Source organism: Chryseobacterium sp. FH2 (genome assembly GCF_001045455.1).
Classification (GTDB): Bacteria; Bacteroidota; Bacteroidia; order Flavobacteriales; family Weeksellaceae; genus Chryseobacterium.
The window spans coordinates 33,459-57,228 of the sequence record NZ_LFNE01000015.1 but is presented as its reverse complement, the minus strand read 5'-3'; the positions used below and the strand labels follow the sequence as shown (position 1 = coordinate 57,228).

Annotated in this window: 24 protein-coding genes and 1 pseudogene; 9 read left to right on the top strand and 16 right to left on the bottom strand. The window is 34.3% G+C overall.

Annotation, left to right across the window (positions count from 1 at the left end; genetic code table 11):
• The first annotated feature begins 135 nt into the window (after positions 1-135).
• Together ACM39_RS17950 and ribB are read left to right on the top strand one after the other, a co-directional pair.
• The gene (locus ACM39_RS17950) at positions 136-1,140 is read left to right on the top strand and encodes an LLM class flavin-dependent oxidoreductase (RefSeq protein WP_048512424.1); all 1,005 of its coding nucleotides are present in this window, start codon (positions 136-138) and stop codon (positions 1,138-1,140) included.
• Positions 1,141-1,209: 69 nt separating this feature from the next.
• On the top strand, positions 1,210-2,331 hold the full coding sequence (gene ribB, locus ACM39_RS17945) for a 3,4-dihydroxy-2-butanone-4-phosphate synthase (RefSeq protein WP_048512423.1): 1,122 nt from the start codon (positions 1,210-1,212) through the stop codon (positions 2,329-2,331).
• A 36-nt stretch (positions 2,332-2,367) separates the two neighbouring features.
• Here ribB and fmt read toward each other — a convergent pair whose 3' ends face one another.
• The 5 genes and pseudogenes from fmt to folK all read right to left on the bottom strand — a co-directional run bounded on the left by fmt (position 2,368) and on the right by folK (position 8,538).
• Positions 2,368-3,315, bottom strand: a complete 948-nt coding sequence (gene fmt, locus ACM39_RS17940; protein WP_048512422.1) for a methionyl-tRNA formyltransferase — start codon at positions 3,313-3,315, stop codon at positions 2,368-2,370.
• Positions 3,316-3,476: 161 nt separating this feature from the next.
• Positions 3,477-5,378, bottom strand: coding sequence for an ATP-dependent DNA helicase RecQ (locus ACM39_RS17935; protein ID WP_048512421.1), 1,902 nt, complete (start codon positions 5,376-5,378; stop codon positions 3,477-3,479).
• A gap of 80 nt (positions 5,379-5,458) precedes the next feature.
• Entirely contained in the window at positions 5,459-6,916 is a 1,458-nt protein-coding gene (locus ACM39_RS17930; protein WP_048512420.1) for an OmpA family protein, read from the bottom strand.
• 82 nt (positions 6,917-6,998) lie between these two features.
• Positions 6,999-8,105, bottom strand: a pseudogene (locus ACM39_RS17925) (OmpA family protein); the annotation flags it as partial.
• Positions 8,106-8,115: 10 nt separating this feature from the next.
• On the bottom strand, positions 8,116-8,538 hold the full coding sequence (folK, locus tag ACM39_RS17920) for a 2-amino-4-hydroxy-6-hydroxymethyldihydropteridine diphosphokinase (RefSeq protein ID WP_048512418.1): 423 nt from the start codon (positions 8,536-8,538) through the stop codon (positions 8,116-8,118).
• A 21-nt stretch (positions 8,539-8,559) separates the two neighbouring features.
• Between folK and sppA the strand changes: the two genes are divergently transcribed.
• Positions 8,560-10,314 carry a signal peptide peptidase SppA gene (sppA, locus tag ACM39_RS17915; RefSeq protein ID WP_048512454.1) on the top strand — a complete coding sequence of 585 codons (1,755 nt, stop codon included), beginning with the start codon at positions 8,560-8,562 and terminating at the stop codon, positions 10,312-10,314.
• A gap of 70 nt (positions 10,315-10,384) precedes the next feature.
• Here sppA and ACM39_RS17910 read toward each other — a convergent pair whose 3' ends face one another.
• The 5 genes from ACM39_RS17910 to rpmB all read right to left on the bottom strand — a co-directional run bounded on the left by ACM39_RS17910 (position 10,385) and on the right by rpmB (position 12,380).
• Positions 10,385-10,645, bottom strand: coding sequence for a GlsB/YeaQ/YmgE family stress response membrane protein (locus tag ACM39_RS17910; RefSeq protein WP_048512417.1), 261 nt, complete (start codon positions 10,643-10,645; stop codon positions 10,385-10,387).
• A gap of 72 nt (positions 10,646-10,717) precedes the next feature.
• Positions 10,718-11,671 (bottom strand): signal recognition particle-docking protein FtsY, encoded by a 954-nt coding sequence (gene ftsY, locus ACM39_RS17905; RefSeq protein ID WP_048512416.1) that lies wholly within the window; start codon positions 11,669-11,671, stop codon positions 10,718-10,720.
• Positions 11,672-11,775: 104 nt separating this feature from the next.
• Positions 11,776-11,928: a DUF4295 domain-containing protein gene (locus ACM39_RS18955; RefSeq protein ID WP_082140648.1), complete on the bottom strand. Its 153-nt coding sequence runs from the start codon at positions 11,926-11,928 to the stop codon at positions 11,776-11,778.
• 20 nt (positions 11,929-11,948) lie between these two features.
• Entirely contained in the window at positions 11,949-12,131 is a 183-nt protein-coding gene (gene rpmG / locus ACM39_RS17900; protein WP_027373683.1) for a 50S ribosomal protein L33, read from the bottom strand.
• A gap of 6 nt (positions 12,132-12,137) precedes the next feature.
• Positions 12,138-12,380: a 50S ribosomal protein L28 gene (gene rpmB / locus ACM39_RS17895; RefSeq protein WP_002976757.1), complete on the bottom strand. Its 243-nt coding sequence runs from the start codon at positions 12,378-12,380 to the stop codon at positions 12,138-12,140.
• Between the two features lie 239 nt (positions 12,381-12,619).
• On the opposite strand from rpmB, the gene ACM39_RS17890 reads away from it, so the two are divergent.
• Positions 12,620-14,335, top strand: coding sequence for a T9SS type A sorting domain-containing protein (locus ACM39_RS17890; RefSeq protein WP_048512415.1), 1,716 nt, complete (start codon positions 12,620-12,622; stop codon positions 14,333-14,335).
• A 122-nt stretch (positions 14,336-14,457) separates the two neighbouring features.
• Here the strand turns inward: ACM39_RS17890 and lnt are convergent, their stop codons facing one another.
• Both lnt and ACM39_RS17880 read right to left on the bottom strand, forming a co-directional pair.
• Positions 14,458-16,095, bottom strand: coding sequence for an apolipoprotein N-acyltransferase (gene lnt / locus ACM39_RS17885; protein ID WP_048512414.1), 1,638 nt, complete (start codon positions 16,093-16,095; stop codon positions 14,458-14,460).
• 70 nt (positions 16,096-16,165) lie between these two features.
• A complete protein-coding gene (locus tag ACM39_RS17880) occupies positions 16,166-16,507 on the bottom strand; it encodes a winged helix-turn-helix transcriptional regulator (RefSeq protein ID WP_048512413.1) in 342 nt (113 codons plus the stop codon).
• 94 nt (positions 16,508-16,601) lie between these two features.
• Here ACM39_RS17880 and ACM39_RS17875 point away from each other — a divergent pair, with 94 nt between their 5' ends.
• Positions 16,602-17,186 (top strand): hypothetical protein, encoded by a 585-nt coding sequence (locus tag ACM39_RS17875; RefSeq protein WP_053073350.1) that lies wholly within the window; start codon positions 16,602-16,604, stop codon positions 17,184-17,186.
• 67 nt (positions 17,187-17,253) lie between these two features.
• Positions 17,254-17,676 carry a VanZ family protein gene (locus tag ACM39_RS17870; protein ID WP_048512411.1) on the top strand — a complete coding sequence of 141 codons (423 nt, stop codon included), beginning with the start codon at positions 17,254-17,256 and terminating at the stop codon, positions 17,674-17,676.
• Here the strand turns inward: ACM39_RS17870 and proC are convergent.
• Both proC and ACM39_RS18770 read right to left on the bottom strand, forming a co-directional pair.
• Entirely contained in the window at positions 17,657-18,460 is an 804-nt protein-coding gene (gene proC / locus ACM39_RS17865; protein ID WP_048512410.1) for a pyrroline-5-carboxylate reductase, read from the bottom strand. The two genes, ACM39_RS17870 and proC, sit on opposite strands and share 20 nt — an antisense overlap.
• A 25-nt stretch (positions 18,461-18,485) precedes the next feature.
• Positions 18,486-18,866, bottom strand: coding sequence for a helix-turn-helix domain-containing protein (locus tag ACM39_RS18770; protein ID WP_053073349.1), 381 nt, complete (start codon positions 18,864-18,866; stop codon positions 18,486-18,488).
• A 150-nt stretch (positions 18,867-19,016) separates the two neighbouring features.
• On the opposite strand from ACM39_RS18770, the gene ACM39_RS17855 reads away from it, so the two are divergent.
• From ACM39_RS17855 to ACM39_RS17845, 3 genes are all read left to right on the top strand, one after another.
• On the top strand, positions 19,017-19,280 hold the full coding sequence (locus tag ACM39_RS17855) for a hypothetical protein (RefSeq protein ID WP_048512409.1): 264 nt from the start codon (positions 19,017-19,019) through the stop codon (positions 19,278-19,280).
• A 52-nt stretch (positions 19,281-19,332) separates the two neighbouring features.
• Positions 19,333-20,106 carry a GLPGLI family protein gene (locus ACM39_RS17850; protein ID WP_048512408.1) on the top strand — a complete coding sequence of 258 codons (774 nt, stop codon included), beginning with the start codon at positions 19,333-19,335 and terminating at the stop codon, positions 20,104-20,106.
• A 102-nt stretch (positions 20,107-20,208) separates the two neighbouring features.
• Entirely contained in the window at positions 20,209-20,994 is a 786-nt protein-coding gene (locus ACM39_RS17845; protein WP_048512407.1) for a GLPGLI family protein, read from the top strand.
• Positions 20,995-21,075: 81 nt separating this feature from the next.
• Here ACM39_RS17845 and ACM39_RS17840 read toward each other — a convergent pair whose 3' ends face one another.
• Together ACM39_RS17840 and ACM39_RS17835 are read right to left on the bottom strand one after the other, a co-directional pair.
• Complete coding sequence (locus tag ACM39_RS17840) at positions 21,076-22,224, bottom strand: cytochrome-c peroxidase (protein WP_048512406.1); 1,149 nt, start codon at positions 22,222-22,224, stop codon at positions 21,076-21,078.
• Positions 22,225-22,227: 3 nt separating this feature from the next.
• Positions 22,228-23,757, bottom strand: coding sequence for a DUF6850 family outer membrane beta-barrel protein (locus tag ACM39_RS17835; RefSeq protein ID WP_048512405.1), 1,530 nt, complete (start codon positions 23,755-23,757; stop codon positions 22,228-22,230).
• Between the last annotated feature and the right edge of the window lie 13 nt (positions 23,758-23,770).

The window sequence follows — 23,770 nt, the reverse complement described above, 5'->3', positions numbered from 1 at the left end:
AATCCTATCAATTACAAAAAGTAACTAATGTAATTTATTAGCTTTAAATTTGTTTGGTTTTTAGACCAAAATTTAAAATTATATGAAATTAAGGAAGGAGATTCTATTCACCTTCAGAAAAATAAACATCTCGATATGAAAAATTTTGAAATATCGGTTCTTGACCTTGCGCCAGTAAAGCAGGAGAAAAGCATTCACGATACTTTTCAGGACAGTTTATCTTTAGCAAGCCATACTGAAAATTTAGATTATAAAAGATTCTGGCTTGCAGAGCATCATAATATGGCAAGTATTGCAAGCTCTGCGACTTCGGTTCTGATTGGCTTTATCGCCAACGGAACGAAAAAAATAAGAGTCGGTTCCGGAGGCATTATGCTCCCAAATCACAGTTCATTAGTTATTGCCGAACAATTTGGTACTTTAGAATCACTTTTTCCGGGAAGGATTGATCTTGGATTAGGCAGGGCTCCCGGAACTGATGGGTTAACGGCTCAGGCTTTAGGAAGAAATCCGGCCGTTATTAACGAACAGTTTCCCAGACAGATTTTGGAATTGCAAAAATATTTTTCCAAAGAAAATGCTGATGCATTGGTTCGTGCCATTCCTGGTGAAGGATTGGATATTCCGCTGTATATTTTGGGTTCAAGTACAGACAGCGCTTGGTTAGCAGCAGAATTGGGACTTCCTTACGCTTTTGCGGGACATTTTGCTCCTGAACAAATGGAAATAGCATTTAAAATTTACAGAGAACATTTTCAACCTTCGAAATATTCAGATAAACCTTATATTATTGCCTGTGTAAATGGGGTAGCTGCAGAAACTACACAGGAAGCACATAAAATTTCCACAACATTATTTCAGGCATTTATCAATATTGTAAGAAATGACAGAAAGCCCTTCGCACCTCCGGTTGATGATATGGATGACATTTGGTCGCCGATGGAGAAATCAATGGTTTTGCAGAAATTGAGATATACTTTTATCGGAGATCAAGCGGAAATTGAACAAAAGCTGAAAAGTTTTCAGGAAAAATTCAATGTAGATGAGCTGATGATCAATTCTCATATTTATGATCATCAGAAAAGACTGGAATCTTACGAGATCATCAGAAAAGCTAAAGACTCATTATTCAAAGCTTAACAAACCATTTATATTAATTGGCAGATGCTTATTTTTATGAGTATCTTTGCAAAAATTTAAAAAGTAAAAATGTCTGATATTAAATTAAATACTATTCCAGAGGCTATTGAAGACCTTAAAAATGGTAAAATAATCATAGTAGTGGATGATGAGGACAGAGAAAACGAAGGTGATTTTCTTTGTGCTGCAGAATTGACAACACCTGAAATCATCAATTTTATGGCGCTTCACGGAAGGGGATTGATTTGTATGCCACTTCCTGAAAAAAGATGTGATGAGCTGGGACTTGATGTCATGGTAAGCAGAAGCAGCGATCCTAAAGAAACAGCTTTTACGGTTTCGGTTGACCTTCTTGGAAACGGGACATCTACAGGTATTTCTGCAGGTGACAGAGCTAAAACTATTTTAGCTTTGATGGATGAAAAATCTAAACCGACAGATTTTATGAGACCCGGTCATATTTTTCCGCTTCGTGCAAGAAAAGGAGGAGTTCTAAAAAGAGCAGGACATACTGAAGCAGCAATTGATCTGACTCATTTAGCAGGCTTAAAAGAAGGTGGAGTTATCTGTGAAATCATGAATGAAGACGGCACAATGTCTCGTTTACCGGATTTACAGGTTTTTGCTCAGAAACATGACATGAAGATCGTTTCTATTGAAGATTTGATTCATTATCAGCTTAAAAAAGGGAATCTTATCGAAAGACTGGAAGAAAGAAAAGTAAAAACTGCTTATGGAGAATATGATTTCTTTGCTTTCAGGGAGACTTCTAACGACCAAATCCACTTTGCATTGACAAAAGGAGCGTGGACGGTTGATGAGCCTGTTCTGGTAAGAGTTCAGTCTTCTGATTCTTATTTTGATGTTCTAACAAGATTAAATAATGGTGAAAAGCCATTATTGGAGAAGGTGACAAACATGGTAAATGAAGCGGGAAAAGGAGCTATTATTTTTATTAATAATGTTTCAAATTCTGAGAATACATTAAGAAAATTACAGCAGTTTTTGAATTATCAGGACGGTCAGGAGCAACATCCGACTCTGGCATACAATTATAGAGATTACGGAATCGGGACACAGATTTTGAAGAATCTTGGAATTAATAAATTTAAAGTAATCACTCAAAATCCAAATATCAAGCCTCAGGTTGGGGGATATGATGTTGAGGTGACGGAGTTGGTTCAATTATAATAAATTGACTGATTAAAATAAAAATGGCTTGATTTATCAAGCCATTTTTATTTCGTCGAAATTTCTGAAACCATTCAGGAAATCTTTGGTATTCATTCGTTTTTTTCCTTCCAACTGAAGTTCCAGAGGAAAATATATACCATCTTTCGTGAATATTTTAAAATCATTTTTTGAAATCTCTAAACTTCCGGCAGGTTTTTTATGATTTGAGACTTCAAATTTTCCACCAAATATTTTTAATCCTTTTTCCTCTTCTCCGATTTTTAACATTGTGAAAGCAGCCGGGTAGGGCGACATTCCCAAAATAAACTGATGAACTTCTTTTGAATTTTTTGTCCAGTCAATTTTTGTGTCCTCTTTGAAAATTTTAAAAGCATTTTTGGGATGTTCCACGTTGGGCTGAGGTTTTTCTGAGATAGAACCTTCCGCCAAACCGTCAAGGGTTTTTACAACCAGTTTAGCACCCATTTCCATTAATCTGTCATGAAGGCTTCCTGCGTTTTCATCAGGTAAAATAGCAAGTTCTTCCTGAAGTAAAATATTACCTTCATCAATTTTTTCATTGATAAAGAAGGTGGTCGCACCAGATTTTTCTTCGCCGTTTATCACTGCAAAATTAATCGGAGCTGCCCCTCTGTAATCAGGTAAAAGTGAAGCGTGTAGATTGAAAGTTCCCATTTTTGGCATTTCAAAAAGAACTTTAGGCATCATTCTGAAAGCAACTACCACAAAAACATCGGCATTTAATTTTCTTAGTTCTTCCAGAAATTCAGGATTCCTCAATTTTTCAGGTTGAAAGACAGGAAGATTATTTTCTACCGCAAATATTTTTACCGGCGATTGATTAATTTTTTGTCCGCGCCCGCTTGCTTTATCAGCAACCGTTACAACGCCTACCACTTCATGATGTGATTGATAAATAGCCTCCAAAGAAGTTTTCGCAAACTCCGGAGTTCCTAAAAAAACGACTTTCAATGATTTCATGGTACAAAGATAATCTTTGTTGATTTAAATATTTAAAGATTGAAAAATTAAAATATATGTGTCATCAGGACGAAACACGGTGGAGTGAGAGATCTGAAATATTATTTTGTATATCACTGATTGATTAAATAGATTTCTCTTTGAAATGATATCAGAATATTTTATGCCAGCGCATAAGTTCTGAAATTCAACATTTTTACTTTTCCTGAGTCGAGAAGATAAATTAAATTTTCAAGAATATTATCTTTAGGGTGATAAGTCAATTGAATTGAAAGCTCTTCTACAGTTGCGGGTTTTTTAGACAAAACATTGATAATTTCTAATGAAATATTTTTTCCGAAAACAGACTGTTTATTTTTTTCGCAAACTGAGCAGTTCTCGCAATTCTTCGTATTTTTTTCTCCAAAATAAGAAAGAATAAGTTTCATTTTACAATATTGATTGTCTTCAATATAAAACTTCATTTCCTCCCATTTTTGAATTTTATTTTTTTGAATGTGCTCAAAAAGCTTCCAGTAAGCATTATTGATAACTCTTTCGTCCCTAGGTTTTAAAAATTTTATACTGGATAAAGCACCGTCTATATATTCAATATAATTTTTCTGTTGGAGCTCTTTAAGTCTTTCTTTAATTATATGAGCACTTACTTCGATTTTTTTACTTAGCTGCTGTTCGCTGAACATTACTTTGTGAGTTGCAATTCCGGAAATTGAGCGAAGCAAAAGCTCAATAAAATATGCATCTTTCTGTGGCAGCTGATCAATTTCATCACTTTTCATTAAAAGCTCCAAAGATGACAGCGTTTTATTGTCATTAAAATAAATGATTTCCTGATTATGAAGGAATGTCAAGACATTATTAATCTTAGCCTTTGAATATTTTGTGAAATTTTGTATCCCGGCCATATTCAATTGAAATACCTTCTCTGGCAATTCATATTCTGCAACCTGAAAAATAGAATAGAGATAAGTGATAATTTTTAAAAATTCTGTTTTATTAGGAATTTGATTTTTTAAAATTTGGTCAAAATTTAATATTTCCTGTTTATTCCAAAGAAGAAATGCGAAACTTTTTTTGCCGTCCCGTCCAGTTCTCCCGATTTCCTGATAATAGTTTTCGATGGAAGGAGAAGGGGAGAAGTGAATAACAAAGCGCACATTATCTTTATCTATCCCCATTCCAAAGGCATTTGTAGAAATTAGAACATTTTGATTACTGTTATTCCAAGCATTTTGGCGGGTATTTTTTTCTTTTGTTGTTAATCCGGCATGAAAAAAATCAACATTTTTCAGGTGCTTTTGATGTAAAAATTCAGTGAGCTGTTCCGCATCTTTTCTGGTTCTTACATAGATAATCCCCGATTTTGTAGTATATTTTAAAATATCGAAAACTCTTTGATACTTATCCGAAACTTCTTCTGTGAAAATTTTAATATTACCCCTTTTGAAACTTTTTTGAAAAACGGTAGGGCTTTTAAGTTCTAATTTAGTTTTAATTTCCTCTAAAACTTTTGTTGTAGCCGTAGCAGTCAAGGCAAGACAGGCAATTTCCGGGTTATTTTTTCTGAATTGCTTAATATTCTGATAACTAGGTCTAAAGTCCTGTCCCCATTCTGAAATACAGTGAGCTTCATCTACAGCAATAAAAGACAATTGAATTTCTTCTATATTTTGTAAGAATTGTGTGTTAGTCAATCTTTCTGGGGAAACATATAGAAGTTTAGTAAGGCCTTCTTTACATCTGCTATAAATAACTTCAGCATCATAATCATCCAGTTCTGAAGATAAATATTCAGCTTCAATTTGATGAAATTTAAGTTGATTAACCTGGTCTTTCATTAAAGCAAGAAGAGGAGAAATGACAAGACAAACTCCCTCTTTCAATAAAGCCGGAAGCTGATAGCAAAGAGATTTTCCCGCTCCGGTTGGCAAAAGAGCAAGAGTATCTTTTCCATAAATTATGGAATCAATAATTTCTTCCTGAGAGTCTCTGAAATTATCATACCCCCAAAAATGTTTTAGGGTTTCATACTTGAGTTTTTGAAAATCGTGTGAGGAAATCATGGAGTAAAAGTAAGGAAAGTATTACAACAAAAAAAGCCACGCAAGGCGTGACTTTTATATAATTTAAAATAATTTATTATTTATTTAGCTTCAAAGTAAACTCTTCTGTTTGCTCTGTTTTTCCATTCAGGACATTTAGTAGCTGGGTCACACTCTGGGTATTTAAGGTCTTTTTCACCTCTACCGATTGCATTAAGCTTTCCTGATTGTACACCGTTTTTGATCAAATAATTTTTCACGTTGTTAGCTCTTCTTTCAGATAGCTTTTGGTTATAAGCATCAGAAGCTCTTGTGTCGGTAGCTCCGATTACAGTATAAGAACCATCTGAAGAATTAATATAATTAACAGCGTTATTCAAGATAGGGGTGTTAGAAGGTAAAATTCTGTCAGAATTCAAATCAAATTCAATTCCTTCAAGCGTTCTTGTTTGATCATCTACAGGACCTCCTGTTGCAGGAGCTGTTGTAGGACAACCTTGGTTTTCAACCGGTCCAGGAACAGTTACACACTTATCGTAAAGATCGATTACTCCGTCTAAATCCGTATCAAGAGCAACACCAGCACCATCTACTCTTGCACCAGCAGGAGTATCAAGCTGTCTGTCCCAATCATCACAAACCCCGTCATTATCAGCATCTCCTTTCTTACAAACTTCAATATCTTGGTTTTTGTCAGCCAAAACATCTAATTTATAATAAATTTCCTGAAGTGGATCATGCCACATTAAGTGAGATTCGTGCTTTCCTAGTTTTAAAGAGATACCTAAAGTAGCATTGAAGAAGTTGTCAGAAACCTGCTCTTCACGCTGATTGATAGCGCTATATTTGTTTCCACCTCCATCAAACTCATCATCTCCTGTCATGACATACATTAATCTACCTTCGATGTCAATTCTTCTGTTTACTTTATATTTAAGACCTGCACCAGCCTGAGCAAACATTGAACCTAATTTAAATGGTTTTACTTCTGTTACCATTTTTTGACCTGAAGCATCTTTTTGATAGGCTCTATAAGCTATGGTACCAACACCTGCATAACCATGTAACGCCCATCTGAAAGGAGAATGATTATCAACTCTTCTCAATAGATTTGAAAAATTGATATCTCCTAAAATAGAAATCGCATCATATTGTGTTCTCGCAGCAACTTGTTGATAAGGTAAATTTGCAGGAACCGGATCTTTTGTATTAAACCATCCTTGTCTTGTTTCACCTCTGTCATATTGTAGTTTCAAACCGAAAGCATGTGTTATTGCTTTATCAATACTTATATATGCAGAATAACCGAAAAGGTTTTTTCCGTTACCATTCTTTATAGATGTTAAATCTGAAGACTGCATTAACGGTACACCTGCACCGGCAGAAATAGACCAGTCATTAAATCTTTTCGATTTATTTGTAAACGGGGAGACATTGGCAGAGCCTGAAGAAAATGTATTTGGATATTCTCCATTTGAAGAAACTGCCGTTGAGTCTTGTGCAAAGCTAGCTGTAGGTACAGCCAATGCAAATGCTACAATTGCTAAACTTAATTTCATAGTGTATTTTTTATTTAGTTAATTAAATGATTTTGTTTTAAGTTAAAATAAACCTCTATTTATTTTAAAATCCTTTTTACTTGTTCGTTGGGCAACCGTTATTTTCAACCGGTCCGGGAACAGTAACGCATTTGTCATATAAATCGATAACACCATCAAGGTCCATATCTAAAGCAACACCAGCGCCATCTACTCTTGCACCAGCAGGAGTGTCAAGCTGTCTGTCCCAATCGTCACAAACCCCGTCGTTATCATTATCTCCTTTCTCACACACTACAAGATCTGTACTGGCATTTTCTAGTACGCTGGCTCTATAATAAGCCTCTTGCAATGGATCATGCCAAGCCAGGTGAGACATATGTTTTCCAATTTTGAATGATAATCCAAGATTGACTGTCCACATATTATCAGAACGTCTCTTATTGAGCATATTATATTTAGATGTTGCAGAAGCTGTGTTATAGTCACCAGGACTTCCCCATCCGCCACCATCAAACTCATCATCACCACTGATAATGTACATTGTTCTGGCTTCAATGTCAATAAGTTTGGAGACGTTATATTTTAGTCCTAACCCAAACTGATAGTAAAGAGAATTAATATCAATATCTTGTTTAATAAATAAAGGAACTCTTTTAGGAGAGTCACTGTATCTATACTCATTGTTGTCATACAAAGATGTATCATACCCTTGTACACCAATACCTGCATAACCATGAAGCGCCCATCTGTAAGGAGAATGATTATCAACTCTTCTTAAAATATTAGAAAAGTTAACATCTCCTAATAAAGCAATCTGATTATACTTAGTTTTTGCTGTTGCTACACCAGCTACTTGTCCGTCAGCACCATCAAGTTGACCCTTTTGAGTAGTCTCACCTCTTTGATAGATAAGGCTTAATCCAAAAGTGTGGGAAATTTGCTTGTCAATACTTACGTAAGCATTATAGCCCCAATTTACCTTTTTATCATAGATAGATCTAAGGTCAGAGTGAACCATAAACGCTCCTCCACCACCAATAGAGACAGACCAGTCATTGAATCTTCTCGTCTTGTTGTTGAAAGGTTGAACATTGGCAGAACCTGAGGAAAAAGTATTAGGATATTCGTTCGTAGAACTAACTGCAATACTGTCCTGAGCATAAGTAGCAATAGGCAAAGCGGCCAATAATAATAAACCTAATTTCATACAATATGTTTTATGTTTTATTTAAATCTTTTAATAACATTTTGGAAAATTCTCTTTCAAACAAATGTTTTTTATGAGGTATTTCCAGCCTTTCTGAGACGAAATTTAATTCATCATATGTAATGATATCAATATCTATTACTCTGTCAGTGTATCCTCCAGTAGCTTTTGAATCATTAATTCTCCCCATTTCAAATTCAATACTTTTAACAAAATCAAGCAGTTGAATAGGTGAAAGACTTGTGGATATTAATGATGCAATATTACAAAAAATATTGGAACTGGCAAATTCTACAGGCTCTGATATTAAAAATTCACTAATCTTTAATATATCAATTCCCTTTTCATTGACTTTTTTGAGGGCAGTTTCGATATTTTTTTTTTTGTCTCCAAGATTACTTCCTAGTAACAAAATGACCTTATGTTGCGACATATTGTAAAAATGATTGATTTTATGAAAAGTTTCTTTAAAAATGTACTGGCAAATATAGTTGCAATTGTGATATTGTGCGCTGTGTTTTTTGTCTTTTTCATTATGATGCTTGTCTTTAGTACGATGGGTAATGACAAATCTGTTTCGGTAAAAAAGAATTCGGTGTTGACGATTAATTTAAATACAAATATTATTGATAGCCCGACACAGGAAGAAAATGATATTTTTAATATTGGCAATCAAAATAAAAATGTCTTGATTTATGAAGTTCTTGAAGCTATCAATAAAGCAAAAACGGATGACAATATTAAAGGTATAAGTATCGAAGCTGATAACATTAATGCAGGACTTACGCAAATCGATGATATTAGAAATGCTTTAGAAGATTTTAAGAAAAGCGGAAAGTTTGTTTATGCCTATGGAAATGGTGTTTCGCAAAGTTCTTACTATCTGGGCTCCGTTGCTGAAAAATATTTTCTTCATCCCGCAGGAATGATTGAGCTGAAGGGGCTGGCTACCGAGGTTACTTTCTTTAAAGATTTTGCCGATAAATATGGTATTGGGATTGAAGTTATCCGTCATGGAAAATTCAAGTCTGCTGTTGAACCTTTCTTGCGAAACGAAATTTCCCCTGAGAATAAAGAGCAGCTAAGTACATTATTAAATGATATCTGGAAAAATACGTCCATGAAAATGGCTGCATCCAGAAAAATTGACAGTGCTCAATTCAGAACTGTAGTTGATAGTTTATACGGAATGATTCCTGAACAGAGCTTACAATACAAGCTTGTGGATAAATTAGCGCAGAAAAGCGAATATGATGATCTTCTTAAAACAAAATTAGCGCTGAAAGAAAAAGACAAATTAAATAAGATTTCTTTGTCAAATTATATTAAATCTTTCTCCGGTGATGATAAATCAGGAGATAAAGTGGCTATTCTATATGCATCCGGATCTATATATAATGGAGATAAGTATAATGATATATTCTCTGATAAATATGTGAAATACATTAAAGACTTGCAGGAAAATGATAAAGTGAAAGCGGTTGTCTTCAGAATTAATTCTCCTGGTGGAAGCGCAAATGCATCGGATGAAATTTTATTTGAGCTTCAAAAATTAAAAAAGAAAAAACCACTTATCGTTTCTTTTGGGGATTATGCCGCTTCGGGAGGGTATTATATTGCAATGGCTGCTGACAAAATTTATTCCGAGCCAAACACACTTACAGGTTCTATCGGAGTTTTTGGAGTGATGCCTTATTTTAAAGATATTGCTAACAAAAATGGTGTTCGTTCGGACATTGTTGCTACCAACGCAAACTCAGCATATTACTCAAGCTTAAACGGTCTTACTCCTTATGGAGTTACCCAGATTACAAGAAGTGTTGAAGGTACTTATAAAAGGTTTGTACATTTTGTAACTCAAAACAGAAAGCAAACTTTTGAACAGATTGATAACATTGGCGGTGGTAGAGTATGGAGTGGAGTAAGAGCTAAAGAAATAGGTTTGGTAGATGAATTGGGAACCTTAAACGATGCTGTGAAGTATGCAGCACAAAAAGCTGGTCTGAAATCTTATAACGTATCTTCTTATCCTAAGAGAATGTCTAAGTTTGAACAAATATTCAAAGATTTGGATCAAGACGATATTTCTGCAAAACTTATTAAAAATAAAATTGGAAAAGCTAATTATGAGATCTTGGAACAGATTACAGATGAGAAGCTAAAGTCTGAGGTAAAAATGGAAATGCCTTATCAAATAAAAATTGACTAACTAAATTATATTATACAAAGAAACGCCGGATTTGAAATTTTCAAATCCGGCGTTTTATTTTGTTTAAATTTTAGCTTTTTCTGGTAGCCATTCCGTATATCCAAAGGAGAATTAAAGCCCCACCGATTGCCAGAATCCAGCTTCTGAAGTTCCAGAAAGAAGTAACATCTCCCCAATGAAGTACATACACTCCGATTGCACCTCCTATAAAGGCTCCTAAAATTCCCAGAATAATGGTAATCAGCCATCCGCCTCCCTGGTTACCAGGCATAATCATTTTTGCGATTGCTCCGGCAATAAGGCCGAATATGATCCATGTTATAAATCCCATAGTTGCAAATTTTTAATTGTTAATATTTAAATCAATTTGTTTTTACTAATTTAAAGAAAAACATGATTAAAATCATCTTTTTTTGAAAAAAGAATCAACAAATTCTGTACCATTAAACAATTGTAAATCCTGCATCTTCTCACCAACCCCAATATATTTCACGGGAATCTGAAACTGGTCTGAAATACCAATTACAACACCTCCTTTAGCTGTCCCGTCCAGTTTCGTTACTGCCAAAGCATTTACTTCGGTAGCTGCGGTAAATTGTTTTGCCTGCTCAAAAGCATTCTGTCCGGTAGAGCCATCAAGAACCAATAAAATCTCATGAGGGGCATCAGGAATTACTTTTTGCATAACTCTTTTGATTTTTGAGAGCTCGTTCATCAGATTAATCTTATTGTGAAGCCTTCCTGCCGTATCAATGATAACAACATCAGCATTCTGAGCTACTGCGCTTTGTACCGTATCAAAAGCTACGGAAGCCGGGTCAGAGCCCATATCCTGCTTTACAATAGGGACACCGACTCTTTCACTCCAGATTGTTAATTGGTCAACGGCTGCTGCTCTAAAGGTGTCTGCGGCGCCTAAAACCACTTTTCTTCCTTCAGATTTAAATTGGTAGGCAAGTTTTCCGATAGTAGTGGTTTTTCCAACACCATTTACTCCAACTACCATGATTACATAAGGCTTCTTGGAACTGTCAATATTTCCTGTTCCCGCATGCGGATTTTCAAGCAAAAGCCCGGAAATCTCTTCACGAAGAATATTATCTAATTCATTTACACTGACATATTTATCTTTGGCAACACGCTCTTCAATTCTTTCTATGATTTTGATGGTTGTAGACGCGCCTACGTCGGATGCAATCAGCACTTCTTCCAAATCATCAAGTACTTCATCATCTACTTTGCTTTTGCCTACTACGGCTTTTGTCATTTTTTCAAAAAAACCCTGACTGGATTTTTCCAATCCTTTATCTAAGGTTTCTTTCTCTTCCTTTTTGAAAATATTCTTAAACCAACTCATAGAATTTTATAATATAAGATGTTGTGTTGCTCTCTTTATAACAAAGATAACAAAAAAACTACCCAAAAGCTGAGTAGTTTTTTATATTGTAAATAAAGTGGGGATTATTTCTTTAAATAACCATCTACTTCGTCTGCATTCATTACTTTTTCGTCAAAAACGTAAGCACCTGATTTAGATGACTTAACCATTTTCACAACTTTAGTCATTTTTTTTGACTGTCCGCTTTGTAGGGTTGCTACTACTTTCTTTGCCATGGTAAATTATATTTTATAAATTACTTGATTTCTTTGTGAAGGGTAGATCTTTTAAGAACAGGATTATACTTCTTAAGCTCTAATCTCTCTGTAGTGTTCTTTTTATTTTTAGTAGAAATGTATCTAGACATTCCTGGCATACCGCTCTCTTTGTGCTCTGTACATTCAAGGATTACTTGAACTCTGTTTCCTTTTTTTGCCATGATTTATTAATTCTTTTTAATCAATCCGTTTCTAGTCGCTCTTTCAATAGCTTCTTCGATTCCAATCTTGTTAATCACTCTCAATCCATGAGCTGATACTTTCAGTGTTACGTGCTTATCTTGCTCCGGAAGGTAAAACTTCTTCTCCAATAAGTTAATTTCAAAACGACGCTTCGTTTTGTTATTAGCGTGAGAAACGTTGTTACCAACCATTGCACGCTTTCCTGTTATTTGGCAAATTCTTGACATATCTCGATGTTCTTATTTGTATAATATTTGAGGTTGCAAAATAACGAAGAATTTTTTAGATAGGCAAATCTTTTGTAAAATATTTATAAATAACTGGCTGATTTATAATATTGATTTAAATATAAGAATATCCTCAACATATCATGGCCATTGGCCCTGATAAAATTCATATAAACTTTCTTGATACCAAGTAAATTAATCCTATATCTTTGTTTTTAATTAATCTAAATAAAAATAATATGAAGAGGATTTTTATTCTTTTAGGAATGATTCCGTTGGGACTTATGGCGCAGACTTTTACTGAAGTGCAGACAGATATGAATAATTTTTATTATTCTGCAGGAGATTCCGGAGATATGGATGGAGATGGTTTTCCTGATGTTGTCATCAATGGAGCGGTGGATTCTGACGGAGATGGGAATGTAGACACAACCTTCAACAGTGTTTATAAAAACAACGGCTCTACACTTATATCTTATGCCGATTTAGGAATAGATGCAACGCATTTGGGAGATATAAAATTTATTGATTTTAATAATGACGGGCTTCTTGATATTATTTCAACAGGATTAAGCTATAATGATATTGTTAATTACAAACATTACAGATTCAAAAATACAGGATCGGGTTTTGTAAAAGAAGCGGAAGTTCCGGGAAAGGTATACGGTTCTATGGAAGTTTTTGATTTTAATCATGATGGAAAGCCAGATTACGCAATCAATGGGACTCAATACATAGACGGAACAGGTTTTGTGAATACTATTGATTTGTATGAAAATACAGGAACAGGTTTTCAGGAAAATATCGGCTGGTTGGAAGGAACCCAGAATTCCAGCTTCAAAATGATTGACCTTAATAATGATAATCTTCTGGATATGATTATTTTAGGATATGACGTAAATGGAGAACCTTTATTTAAAACATATATTAACAGCAACGGAACTCTACTGGAATCTCAGGCTCTTCCGGCTATGGCCAGCGGAAAAATGGATTTTGCTGATTTTAATGGAGATGGTTTTCAGGATATTGTCATTTCGGCGCAGGATCAAAACTATACAGGATATCTTGGCGTTTTGATGAATGACGGAACGGGGCAATTGACGCTTCAGGAAATTCCTACAGGAGAAATGTCTGAAACTTCCGTGATAACAGGAGATTTAAATAATGACGGGCATTATGATTTTATCGTTTCAGGAAATGATGAAAACAATGATGCTGTCGTAAAAATATTCACTTATAATGCAGCTAATCAATTTTTTACAGAAGATACACCTACAGGTTTGCATACTTTAGGAGGCCCGGGTTTTGTACACTTACTTGACTTTAATAATGATCATCATCTTGATGTATTATTATCCGGATTTGATTGGGCAGATTCGGGAATGCCTTCATTAACTAAACTTTTCAAAAACGTTTCACCAGAAACCAACCAAAAACCTTCGCCTCCTGCAAACCTGAACTTTACCAGAAACGGAAACAGAGTCAACTTCTCTTGGAACGGCGCTTCTGATGATAAAACTCCTGTAAATGCTTTACGATACGAAATAAAAGTAGGCTCAGCTCCCGGGGCTCAGGATATCGCGAAATACGTGGTAACAACACCGTCATGGTTTTTAGACCTTGATCCTTCCGTTCAAAATGTGTACTGGAGTGTAAAATCTATTGATGCCTCAAAAACATATTCAGATGCTTCCGCTGAAAATGTTTTAGCAGTACAAAATATCAATTCTATTGATAAGCAACTCTTCATTTACCCAAATCCTGCGATGGAAAAAGTATTTATAAAAGGAGAAAAAGTTTCTGCTGTTGAAATGTATTCAATGGATGGTAAAAAACTGAATGTGACGTTAAATAACGATCAGTCAATCAATGTATCTCACTTGCCAAAAGGAACATATTTGTTACAATTAAAAATAAAAGAACAATTAATCACCAAAAAACTCATCATTAAATAATTGAAACATTCTTATCAACAGGAAAAGCCAGACGTCCAGCTGGCTTTTCTTTTTTACATTTGATTTTTTGGAGGCTTTTCAAAAGTCTCCTTTTTATTGATAAAGAAGTTGAAAATAAATTTCTAAACTTTAACTTGTTTTCTATTCTGAAATCTTTTAATCAGGAAATAAAATAACAAAAAGCCTAAAGCAAAGATTGAAAATCTCGAAAGCAAATCTCCCGCTCTTGTATAGAAAGTCATTTTATCATAAAGATTTATTTTGGCAAATAGAGTGGTTTTATCTCCATAAAAAGTATCTTCCACGACTTCTCCTTTTGCATTGATATGTGCAGAAATTCCACTGTTTGCGGCACGGGCGATTTCTCTTCTTGTTTCGATGGCTCTTAATTTTGCATATGATAAAAGCTGTTTATGGCCTTCTGTAACGCCCCACCAGGAGTCATTCGTCATAATTCCCAGGAAATTGGCTCCCTTTTTTACATAATCTGTGGTAAATTCCCCATAAATACTTTCATAACAGATGATGGGAGCATATTTTCCTTTGTTGTAAGGATTCGAAAAAGCGACTCTTTCTTTGTCTGTTCCTAAAGAAGCAACCGTACCTCCCAAATTAAGCATGGCATCGCCTAAAATTGGCTTTAAATAATTCATATAAGGGAAAATTTCAACACCGGGAACCAGCTTTCCTTTATGGTAAACTTCCACTTTCTGATTAGGGATAACCTGAATAGCAGAGTTAAAACTTTCAACCCAAAGTCCCTGATTCAGTTGGTAAGCTTCTTTGGGCAAATTATTGCTGTTCAAATAAAATCTGTGTGAAGAAATTCCTGTTTCAAAAACAGAATTTGGATGTTTAGCGAGGAAATTTTTTACATTATTTAAAAGAAAACTTTTCTCAAAAGCTGTCTCTGAAATAGAGCCTCTTCCCGGAAGTGCCGTTTCCGGAGCAATGAAGTAATCTATTTTTCCTTTTGCATTTTGGTCTGCAAGAGTTAATAAATCATTTAAAATCGTTAAGCTGTCTTTTGAATATTTTTCTGCATAAGGATCAAGATCAGGCTGGAGCATTAAAACATTGACCTGTCCGACTGGTTTTTCATTAAAGCTGCTATATTTAATAATTGAAATAATCATCGGAAGAGCAATTAAACCGGCTACAATTGAAGAATTTCTTATTAAATCTTTTCTTTTTCTTCCCGCTTCCCAGGTTCTTACTGTGTAAAATAATAAGACATTAATCACTAAAATCCAGAAACTCCCTCCTGTTGCACCCAATGTATCATACCATTGAACCAGTTTTGGGTATTCTGAAAAAACGTTTCCTAAATTCAGCCAGGGCCATGTAAGTTCCCAATTCAGATGAAATTTTTCAAAACTCATCCAGATAGCGATGAAAAATCCTAATCCCCAATATGTTCCCTGAGCATTTTTGTACCAATGATAACATTGAAAAACCAGAGAATATAAAAAGGAATTTACCAAAACCGGAAATACAACGGCCATTAAAGAATGGCTTCCGTCAGGATTTTTAGAGCCGTACAGCCAGCCTGTCGTGACTACATTCCAAATGACAAAACATAGGTAGGAAAGCCCGAAAACTACCCAGCTTTTTCTATTGTAATCTGAAAATTTTGAAACGCCATGCTCCATCATTAAAAGAGGGACGAGCGCAAAAAATATAAAAAACGGAACTCCGTATGTTGGCCATGATATAGACAACAGCATTGCCGAAATGAGCGTAAGTAAAACGTATTTCATTGAAATAAAATATAATGCAAAAGTATGATTTGTAAAAGGAAACTCAAAACCAAAAGGAATGATAAAACAGTTAATTTTTTAGTTCCATATCTTTTAATCCCCAATCCTGAATGGTCATGATGACCGGCATAAAAGATTCACCATATTCGGTAAGTTTATATTCCACCCTTGGCGGAATTTCTGCGTAAATAATTCTTTCCAGAATGTTATCTTCCTCTAATTCTCTTAACTGGTTGACAAGCATCTGCTTACTTATCATAGGAATTGCTTTTTGAAGTAAGCTGAACCGGTTTACTTTTCTGCTGATTCCGTATAAGATAACGGTTTTCCACTTTCCGCCAACTTTATTGTAGAAATGAATGACGGGACAATTATGAGGATTGAAATCTTTATTTTTTCTTTTATTACCCATTGGTCTAAAAAAATGTACTAAATACAAAATTGTATTTTAGTGTAAATAATCAGACAAATATATTAGTTTTGTTACAAATAAAAACAACGTAAAGATGGATCATAAAGGATTGTTCTCAGAAGAAATAAAAAAGGAAATAGTAGGAAATTGGGAAAGCATCGCTGTTGAAATACGTCCCAGTTCACTGAAAAATGAAGACGGAAGTTTAAAGCCGTTTTATTTAAAAAGGCAATTTAAATTTTTACCTGAAGACAGGTTTGAGCTTGAAATTATCAATTTCGCAGACGCTTACGGTAAAATTCCTTTGGCTAAAATGCTTATAAAAGGAAATACAGAATGGCAGGGCGATCATCCGGTTGCTGAAGGAGCGCAAAAAGTAGATTTTACGGCTGATGAAGCATACGAAGTCACACCTTTACATCAAAATTTCGCAGATATTCTGAATAATTCAGCTAAAGATGGTTTTAAAACTTGGGAAGTCGGGAAACCTCAAAATATTTTAAAGAAAAAATTCGTTCCTTTTGGTTTGGCTGAAGGACAAATTTTTAAGGAGTATGATTTGATTTATCTTTATAAGGACATGATGTTCTGGGGTGCAAGAAATATTGACGGAAGAGGTTTTGACACGGAAGAAAACCGACCGGCTAACCTGCAAATCCCATTGATAAGAAAAAAATAACAAAAAGAGAGTCAATTTGATTCTCTTTTTGTTATTCAGATGGTGAAATTAAATACATTTGCAATTGATGCTTAAGAAAATTTATAAAGTTTTTATCCTTCCTTATACTTTATATCTGCTGTATCTTATGTTTTTGGGATTTGGCAGATCGCAGTTTGATGAAAACGTTATCAGAATAAAACCGATTGTTTCAACCCTGATGTTTATTGAAAATACCATTCTTCTGAAAACCATTGTTATGATTGTTTTAGGAAACATCATTATGTTTATTCCTTTTGGATTTTTAGGTTGGATTTTTCCTAAACTTAAAGATTTGAAAAGCTTACTTTTCACTTTTATTTCAGTAATTACCATAGCTGAGGCACTTCAGTATTTTACCAGAATGGGAATTTTCGAAGTGGATGATATTATCCTGAATACTTTTGGGGTTTTTATTGGCTGGAATATCCGTAAATTATTAGACAATACATTTAGCCGTTTAGTTCTTTAGCCCGTTTTTCTGCGCTTAAAATCCCGTCTTTTAAAATTTCTTTGAGATTATTTTCGTTAAATGTTTTCAAAGCAGCTTCGGTTGTTCCACCTTTTGAGGCAACATCTTTAATTAATTCCTCAAGGTTTTTATCCGAATTGTTGATTAGATGATACGCTCCAAGCATAGTCTGTTTCACAAAAAGTTTAGACAGATTTTCATCAATTCCCATTTCCATTCCTGCTTTTATCATAGCGTCAACGATGTAGTAGAAATAAGCCGGGCCACTTCCTGAAAGTGCTGTTACACCGTCTAATAACGCCTCATTTTCGAGGTAAACGGATCTTCCTGTTGAGTTTAATAATCTTTCGATATTGATCAACTGGCTGAAAGAAATTCCGTCAGCAGAAGTGTAGCCTGTAATCCCCATTCCCAGAAGAGTAGGAGAGTTTGGCATTGCTCTTACAACCAAAGGATGGTTTAATAATGTTTGAATTTTTTCAATTTTAATTCCTGCCATAATGGATAAAACCATCTGATTTTCTTTTAACGAAAACTGAAAATTTTCTGCAACATTTTGAAAGTTCTGAGGTTTAACAGCAATGATAATCAGGTCCGCTACAAGCTCTCTTACTTCATCAAAAATTGAGATGGTAGAATGTGGAAATTCCTGTGAGATTTTAGGAATTTTAGATTCGTTTCTTGTAATGAGGTGCAGGTTTTCGGGTTTTATCAGTTCGTATTTCAAAAATGATTTTGAAAATGATAGGCCCATATTTCCGGCTCCTAAAATTGCTATTTTCATATTGTGTTTTTATTGAAGAAATGATTTATTTTTTTAATAAATGTTCTATGAGTTTGTTTTGGCTTTCCATTAGTTTCGCCATTTGCTGTTGATTTTCTAATATTTTAGAAATCAATTCTGGAGAATCATAGCTTATTGTGTTATTTGTAGATTCTGTGACAAAAAATGGAGAGTTTTCAAATTTTGCATTGGATAGATCCAAATTTGGAATTTGCTCTTGAATTAATTCGTAAAAATCAGCTTCAAAAATTTCAGCTAATCTCTGTAAGTTTTGAAGAGTTGGCTTTGCCTGTCCCGCTTCCCATTTATTATAAGCAGATTGGGAAATATCCAATTGATGGGCTACGTCCATTTGTGACCATCCTTTTTGTTCTCTTAATTTGCGGAGTTTTGTGTCTAAGCTCATAAATCCTGGATTTTAATGCTAAAGTAATACTTTTTAAAATGACAACCAACGGTTGTTGATTTTATAACTGGCGGTTGTTGTTTGGAAGTTAACGTAAAAATATCTTAGCAGAGTAAAAAAAAAATATTTATTAACTTTAAAATTTTCAGAATGATGAAAAAATTTTTATTAGCAGCAGCTTTTGTGTTTGCAGGATTAGTAAGTGCAAAAAGTGCTGCGGAAAACAAAACCATCTCAAAAGATAAAACTGAATCTAGTGAAGAAAAAGATTCAAAAAGAAAAGGAGGTTGTATGCAAGTATTTGTTGAAACGTCATGTGGATTAAACTCTCATACAACTTGGTGCCCTGAATGGGGATTAGCGTGTTTATGGAGTGATGCGGAGGCTGTTGAGCATAACAATTGTGGAGAGTAGAAAAAAGTGGTCAAGTAATTGGCCATTTTTTTAATTTTATTAATTTTAAAAAATGAGAAAGAAATTTATTGGGATATTATTAATAATTATTTTTATCCAAAATCTAAAAGCACAAGAAATAACCTCTAATAATGTTTTTTTTTACAAGTTTGAATTTCAAAGAGATTCAACTAATCAAGAAAAGAAATTACAAGAGATGATGGTTTTGATTTCTAATGGAAAGGAATCAATATATAAAAGCTATCCGGGTATGAAAAGAGATTCAATTGTTACAGCTGATTTTGCAAGAGGTAATTATACGATAAGTTTTAAAAATATGCCAAAATCAAATGTCTTTCACCAAGTTTATTATAATAAAAATGAAGACATTCAGATTTTTGATAAAGTTGTTAATAAATATTTTTCTTTTCCTGCGGATAAAATAAGTTGGAAAATAGATAATGAGAAAAAGAAAATTGGAGAATTTAATTGTCAAAGAGCTTTCTGTGTTATTAATAACAGAAAATTTGAAGCTTGGTTTACAAATGAAATTCCTTTGAATGATGGCCCGTACAGATTTAAAGGTCTTCCAGGATTAATTGTTCAGGTATATGATGAAAAGAAATATTTTGTATTTACTTTGGAGGGGATAAAGAAGCAAAATATCACTACAGAAATTCCTAAAAATGTAATTAACACGACTCATGAAAACTTTATAAAGGAAAGAGGAGAGTTTTACAATGATCCTGTGGGAAAGGCAAAACTTTATATGGGAAATAACGTAATATTAGCTGATCCCAGGATAATTAACGACAGATTCAAGAAACATAATTTATTTTTAGATTGATAGTGTTTCGATTATCCAGCTAGGCTTTACTGTACAGATAATCAAAATAATCTACTCCACAGGAAATTCCGGTCTCTTTATTTTTAATAACTAAACATTTTAATGAAAAAGATTTTAATACTTTTTATTCTGTTATCTGTAAAGTTAATTTCACAAACTAGCTTTAATGTTATTTATGAAGCAGATTACAAATTACAGTATAAAATGCTAAATATTCCAAATGCAATAATTCAGGAAACTACATTTGCATTATTAATAAATGAAAAAGAATCTTATTTCAAAAATATGAACAAGTATGTCGGAGATTCTTTACGTTATGAAAAAAAGCTGGATGATAATAGTAGTATACATGAACATTTCAAATACTCTACTTTTTTTCGTGAAAACATTGGAACAACGGACGGAAAAATTTATGTTACTGCTCCAATTTCTAATAAAAATTTCAAATATGAAGAAACTAATGGTATAGATTGGAAATTAGTGAATGAACATAAGAAAATAGGGAATTACAATTGTCAGAAAGCGGTAACAAAAAAATATGGCAGAACTTGGATCGCTTATTTTACTAAAGATATTCCTTTTCCGTTCGGGCCATATAAATTCAATAAATTGCCAGGACTTATTCTTGAGGTATATGATGAGAAAAATGACTATCATTATACATTATATAAATTTGGTAAAAGAAAATATATATGTAAGTCTGCAAATATCAATACGAACGCTACACTTGTTGAAAAATCCAGGATATTTGATTATCAGCGCAAAGAATTAGGTGACCAAAATCAATTCAATGATTTTATCGAAGATAAGGAAACGTTGAATTTTCTCAGGAAAAAATCTGCTGAAAGAGCCAAACAATTTAACCCTGTTGAACTCAGTATTTATTAATGTAGAATGTAGAAATTCTACATTTTATTTTTTATTAAGGCTAAATCAATAAAGTTTTATCTTACAGATAGTCAGACTAATCTATTCTACAGGAAATTCCGGCCTTCTCATTTTGAATTTTGTTCCGGAAAGTGCTTCTAGGAATGAAACCAGGGCTTTCTTTTCTTCGGCAGTCAATTTTAAAGGTTTCAATAAGGGATCGGTAGAAGGATAAAGCGGATCCAGTTTTTTCTTTTCTTCCGAGGGATCAATCATGTGCATTCCGCTGTCGTATATATTGACAACACCTTCCAGCTCGCTGAATAAACCATTGTGCATCCAAGGCTGTGTCAGCATCAAATCTCTCAACTGCGGAGTTCTGAATTTTCCGACATCTTCCGCTTTTTTAGTAACCGTATATAAACCTAAATCTTCATATTTTCTTTTGTAGTAGGTCAGTCCGATATTATGGAAAGATTCGTCGGTAAGATATTGACCGTTGTGGCAATTCATACAACGTGCTTTTGTCCTGAAAATATGCATTCCGTAGATTTCTTCGTCAGACATCGCATTGTATTTACCTTCAAGGAATTTATCGAAACGGCTTGGCTGGCTTTTTATAGTCTTTTGAAAATCCACTATGGCTTTTACAATCCTGTCATAGGTTACTTTATCATCACCGTAAGCATTTTTGAAAAGCTGCCCGTAACCTTTTACCGCCTGAATTTTGGCAGGTAAAGTTTTTACGTCCATTGCCATTTCGTGATGAGCTCCGAGAGGTCCAGCAGCCTGCTCTTCAAGGGTTTTTGCTCTTCCGTCCCAGAAAAATGTCTGTCTTTCAGAGATATTGTATAGAGACATTGTGTTTCTGCTTCCCAAAAGATGATCATTTCCCAAAGCAACACGTCTGCGGTCTGACCATCCCATTTCCGGATCATGGCAAGAGCTGCACGAAATCTGGCTTGATTTAGATAATTTTGGATCAAAGAAAAGCATTTTACCTAAAATAACATTAGGTTTATCCTGATCGGTAAAGAATGCGGAATCCGTTTTAATAGGCGCGAATTCTTTCCATTGTACGCCGTAGTCAATATTAGGCTTTGGCCATTCTGAAATAGCTTTTTTATAGCTCTTTACAATATCCTCAATCGTTGGATCCTGAACTTCCAGCAAATCACGGTTTACTTTTGGTGTAAAGCTTAATAAAATCAATAAAACTATCCCTGAAACCCAATATATTCCTCTTTTCATGCCTTAAAACGTTATCCCTATGCTTGCACCTGCAAAATTATTGTTTTTTTTCTGAATTTTCTGAGATTGATATTGTGCGCTTACAAAGAATGCGGGTAATTTTTCAAGTTTAAAATCATATCGCAATGAAGTCCCGAAAGTCGTTATATCACTTGCCTGGAAATTATTATCCTGGAGAATCCATTCGTCTACGGACACATTTCCTGTAGCTGTCAAAGCATTAATGGATTTATTAACAGCTCTTTTTGAAAAATAAGGCTGAAATGTCAGAACCTGATTTTCATTAATTTGCTGTTTGTAATCTACATTTAACCCGAAATATGAGTAAACAAACTTCTGTCCTGCGTTTGGATATAATCTTCTTTCTTTAATCTCCTCATATCCGTAAAACGGAGTCGCAGTGATGGAAAAATGATCTTGCTGATATTGATAAAAGCCTTTTACGGCAGTTATATAATTTTCTCTGCGGAATGCTTTTCGCTTGAAAATCTGTGTCATACTAGCAACAGAATTTACTGAATATCCATATTCTGAACCGGTCTTTACAGAAGAAGTAAAATTTGCCAAAAGACCAATGCGGTGTTTTTCATTGAAATCGAAAAATTTAGCACCTTCAAACTGGAAATTTTCATCTGCTAAATCGGAAGTATCATAAAATGTATTTCCTGTATTTTTATAGCTCTTGATATTGTTTGCTCTTCCGATACTTGCCTGAAGATAAAAATCGTTACCTCCTTTACCGGATATTTGTAAGCCTCCTTTTACTCCGAATTCTTCAAAGGTTGAAGATGGAGTTGTTCCCCCGTTAAACAGGTTGTTAGAATATCCCAATCCCACCATCTGGTAGACATAAGGACGGCCTAATGCGCTTTGGAATGTTAAAGAATTATTTTGGGTGTATTTACTGAATTCACCAAAAATTCCGACTTCATATTCTCTGAAAACTTTATAGTTTACCCCTGCATTTATCCGCAGATCAGAGGTAGTGCTTCTCAATCTCGGATCTCTTGATCGATATCCTAGCTGAGCCAAATAGCTTACCTGGCCGGCAACCGTCCAACGATTCATTTTTTGTAAATAGCCTCCTGCAAATTGATAGCGTTCTACATTTAATTTTCCTCCAACAGAATCTGCTGCTGCATAAGGTGCTATACGATCATAATCCAGGTTTTCGTTCCATCTGATAACCCCGGTTTTTATATTTTGATAGCTTGCATTCCCCCAAACAAAACGGTTTGGTTTTAATTTTTTAAAAGATGTCGCTTTTATCGTTAAACCTTTATCCCCGTTTCCTAATTGCTGACGGTACATATTTTCGTTACTGCCTTGATATCCAACTCCGAACTCTGAAAATGAAGAAGAACTATAACCCGACATTGAAGCCGGATTATAGTAATATTGAGCTTTAAAATTTCTTTCTACATTATATTGATTGTTGATTGTCTTAAAAAGGCTAAGGCTGTCCTGTGCTTTTACAGAAAGCGAGCCGAGGCTTATCAATAAAAAATAGAAAGACGTTTTTGTATTTAGCATAATTTATTTTAAT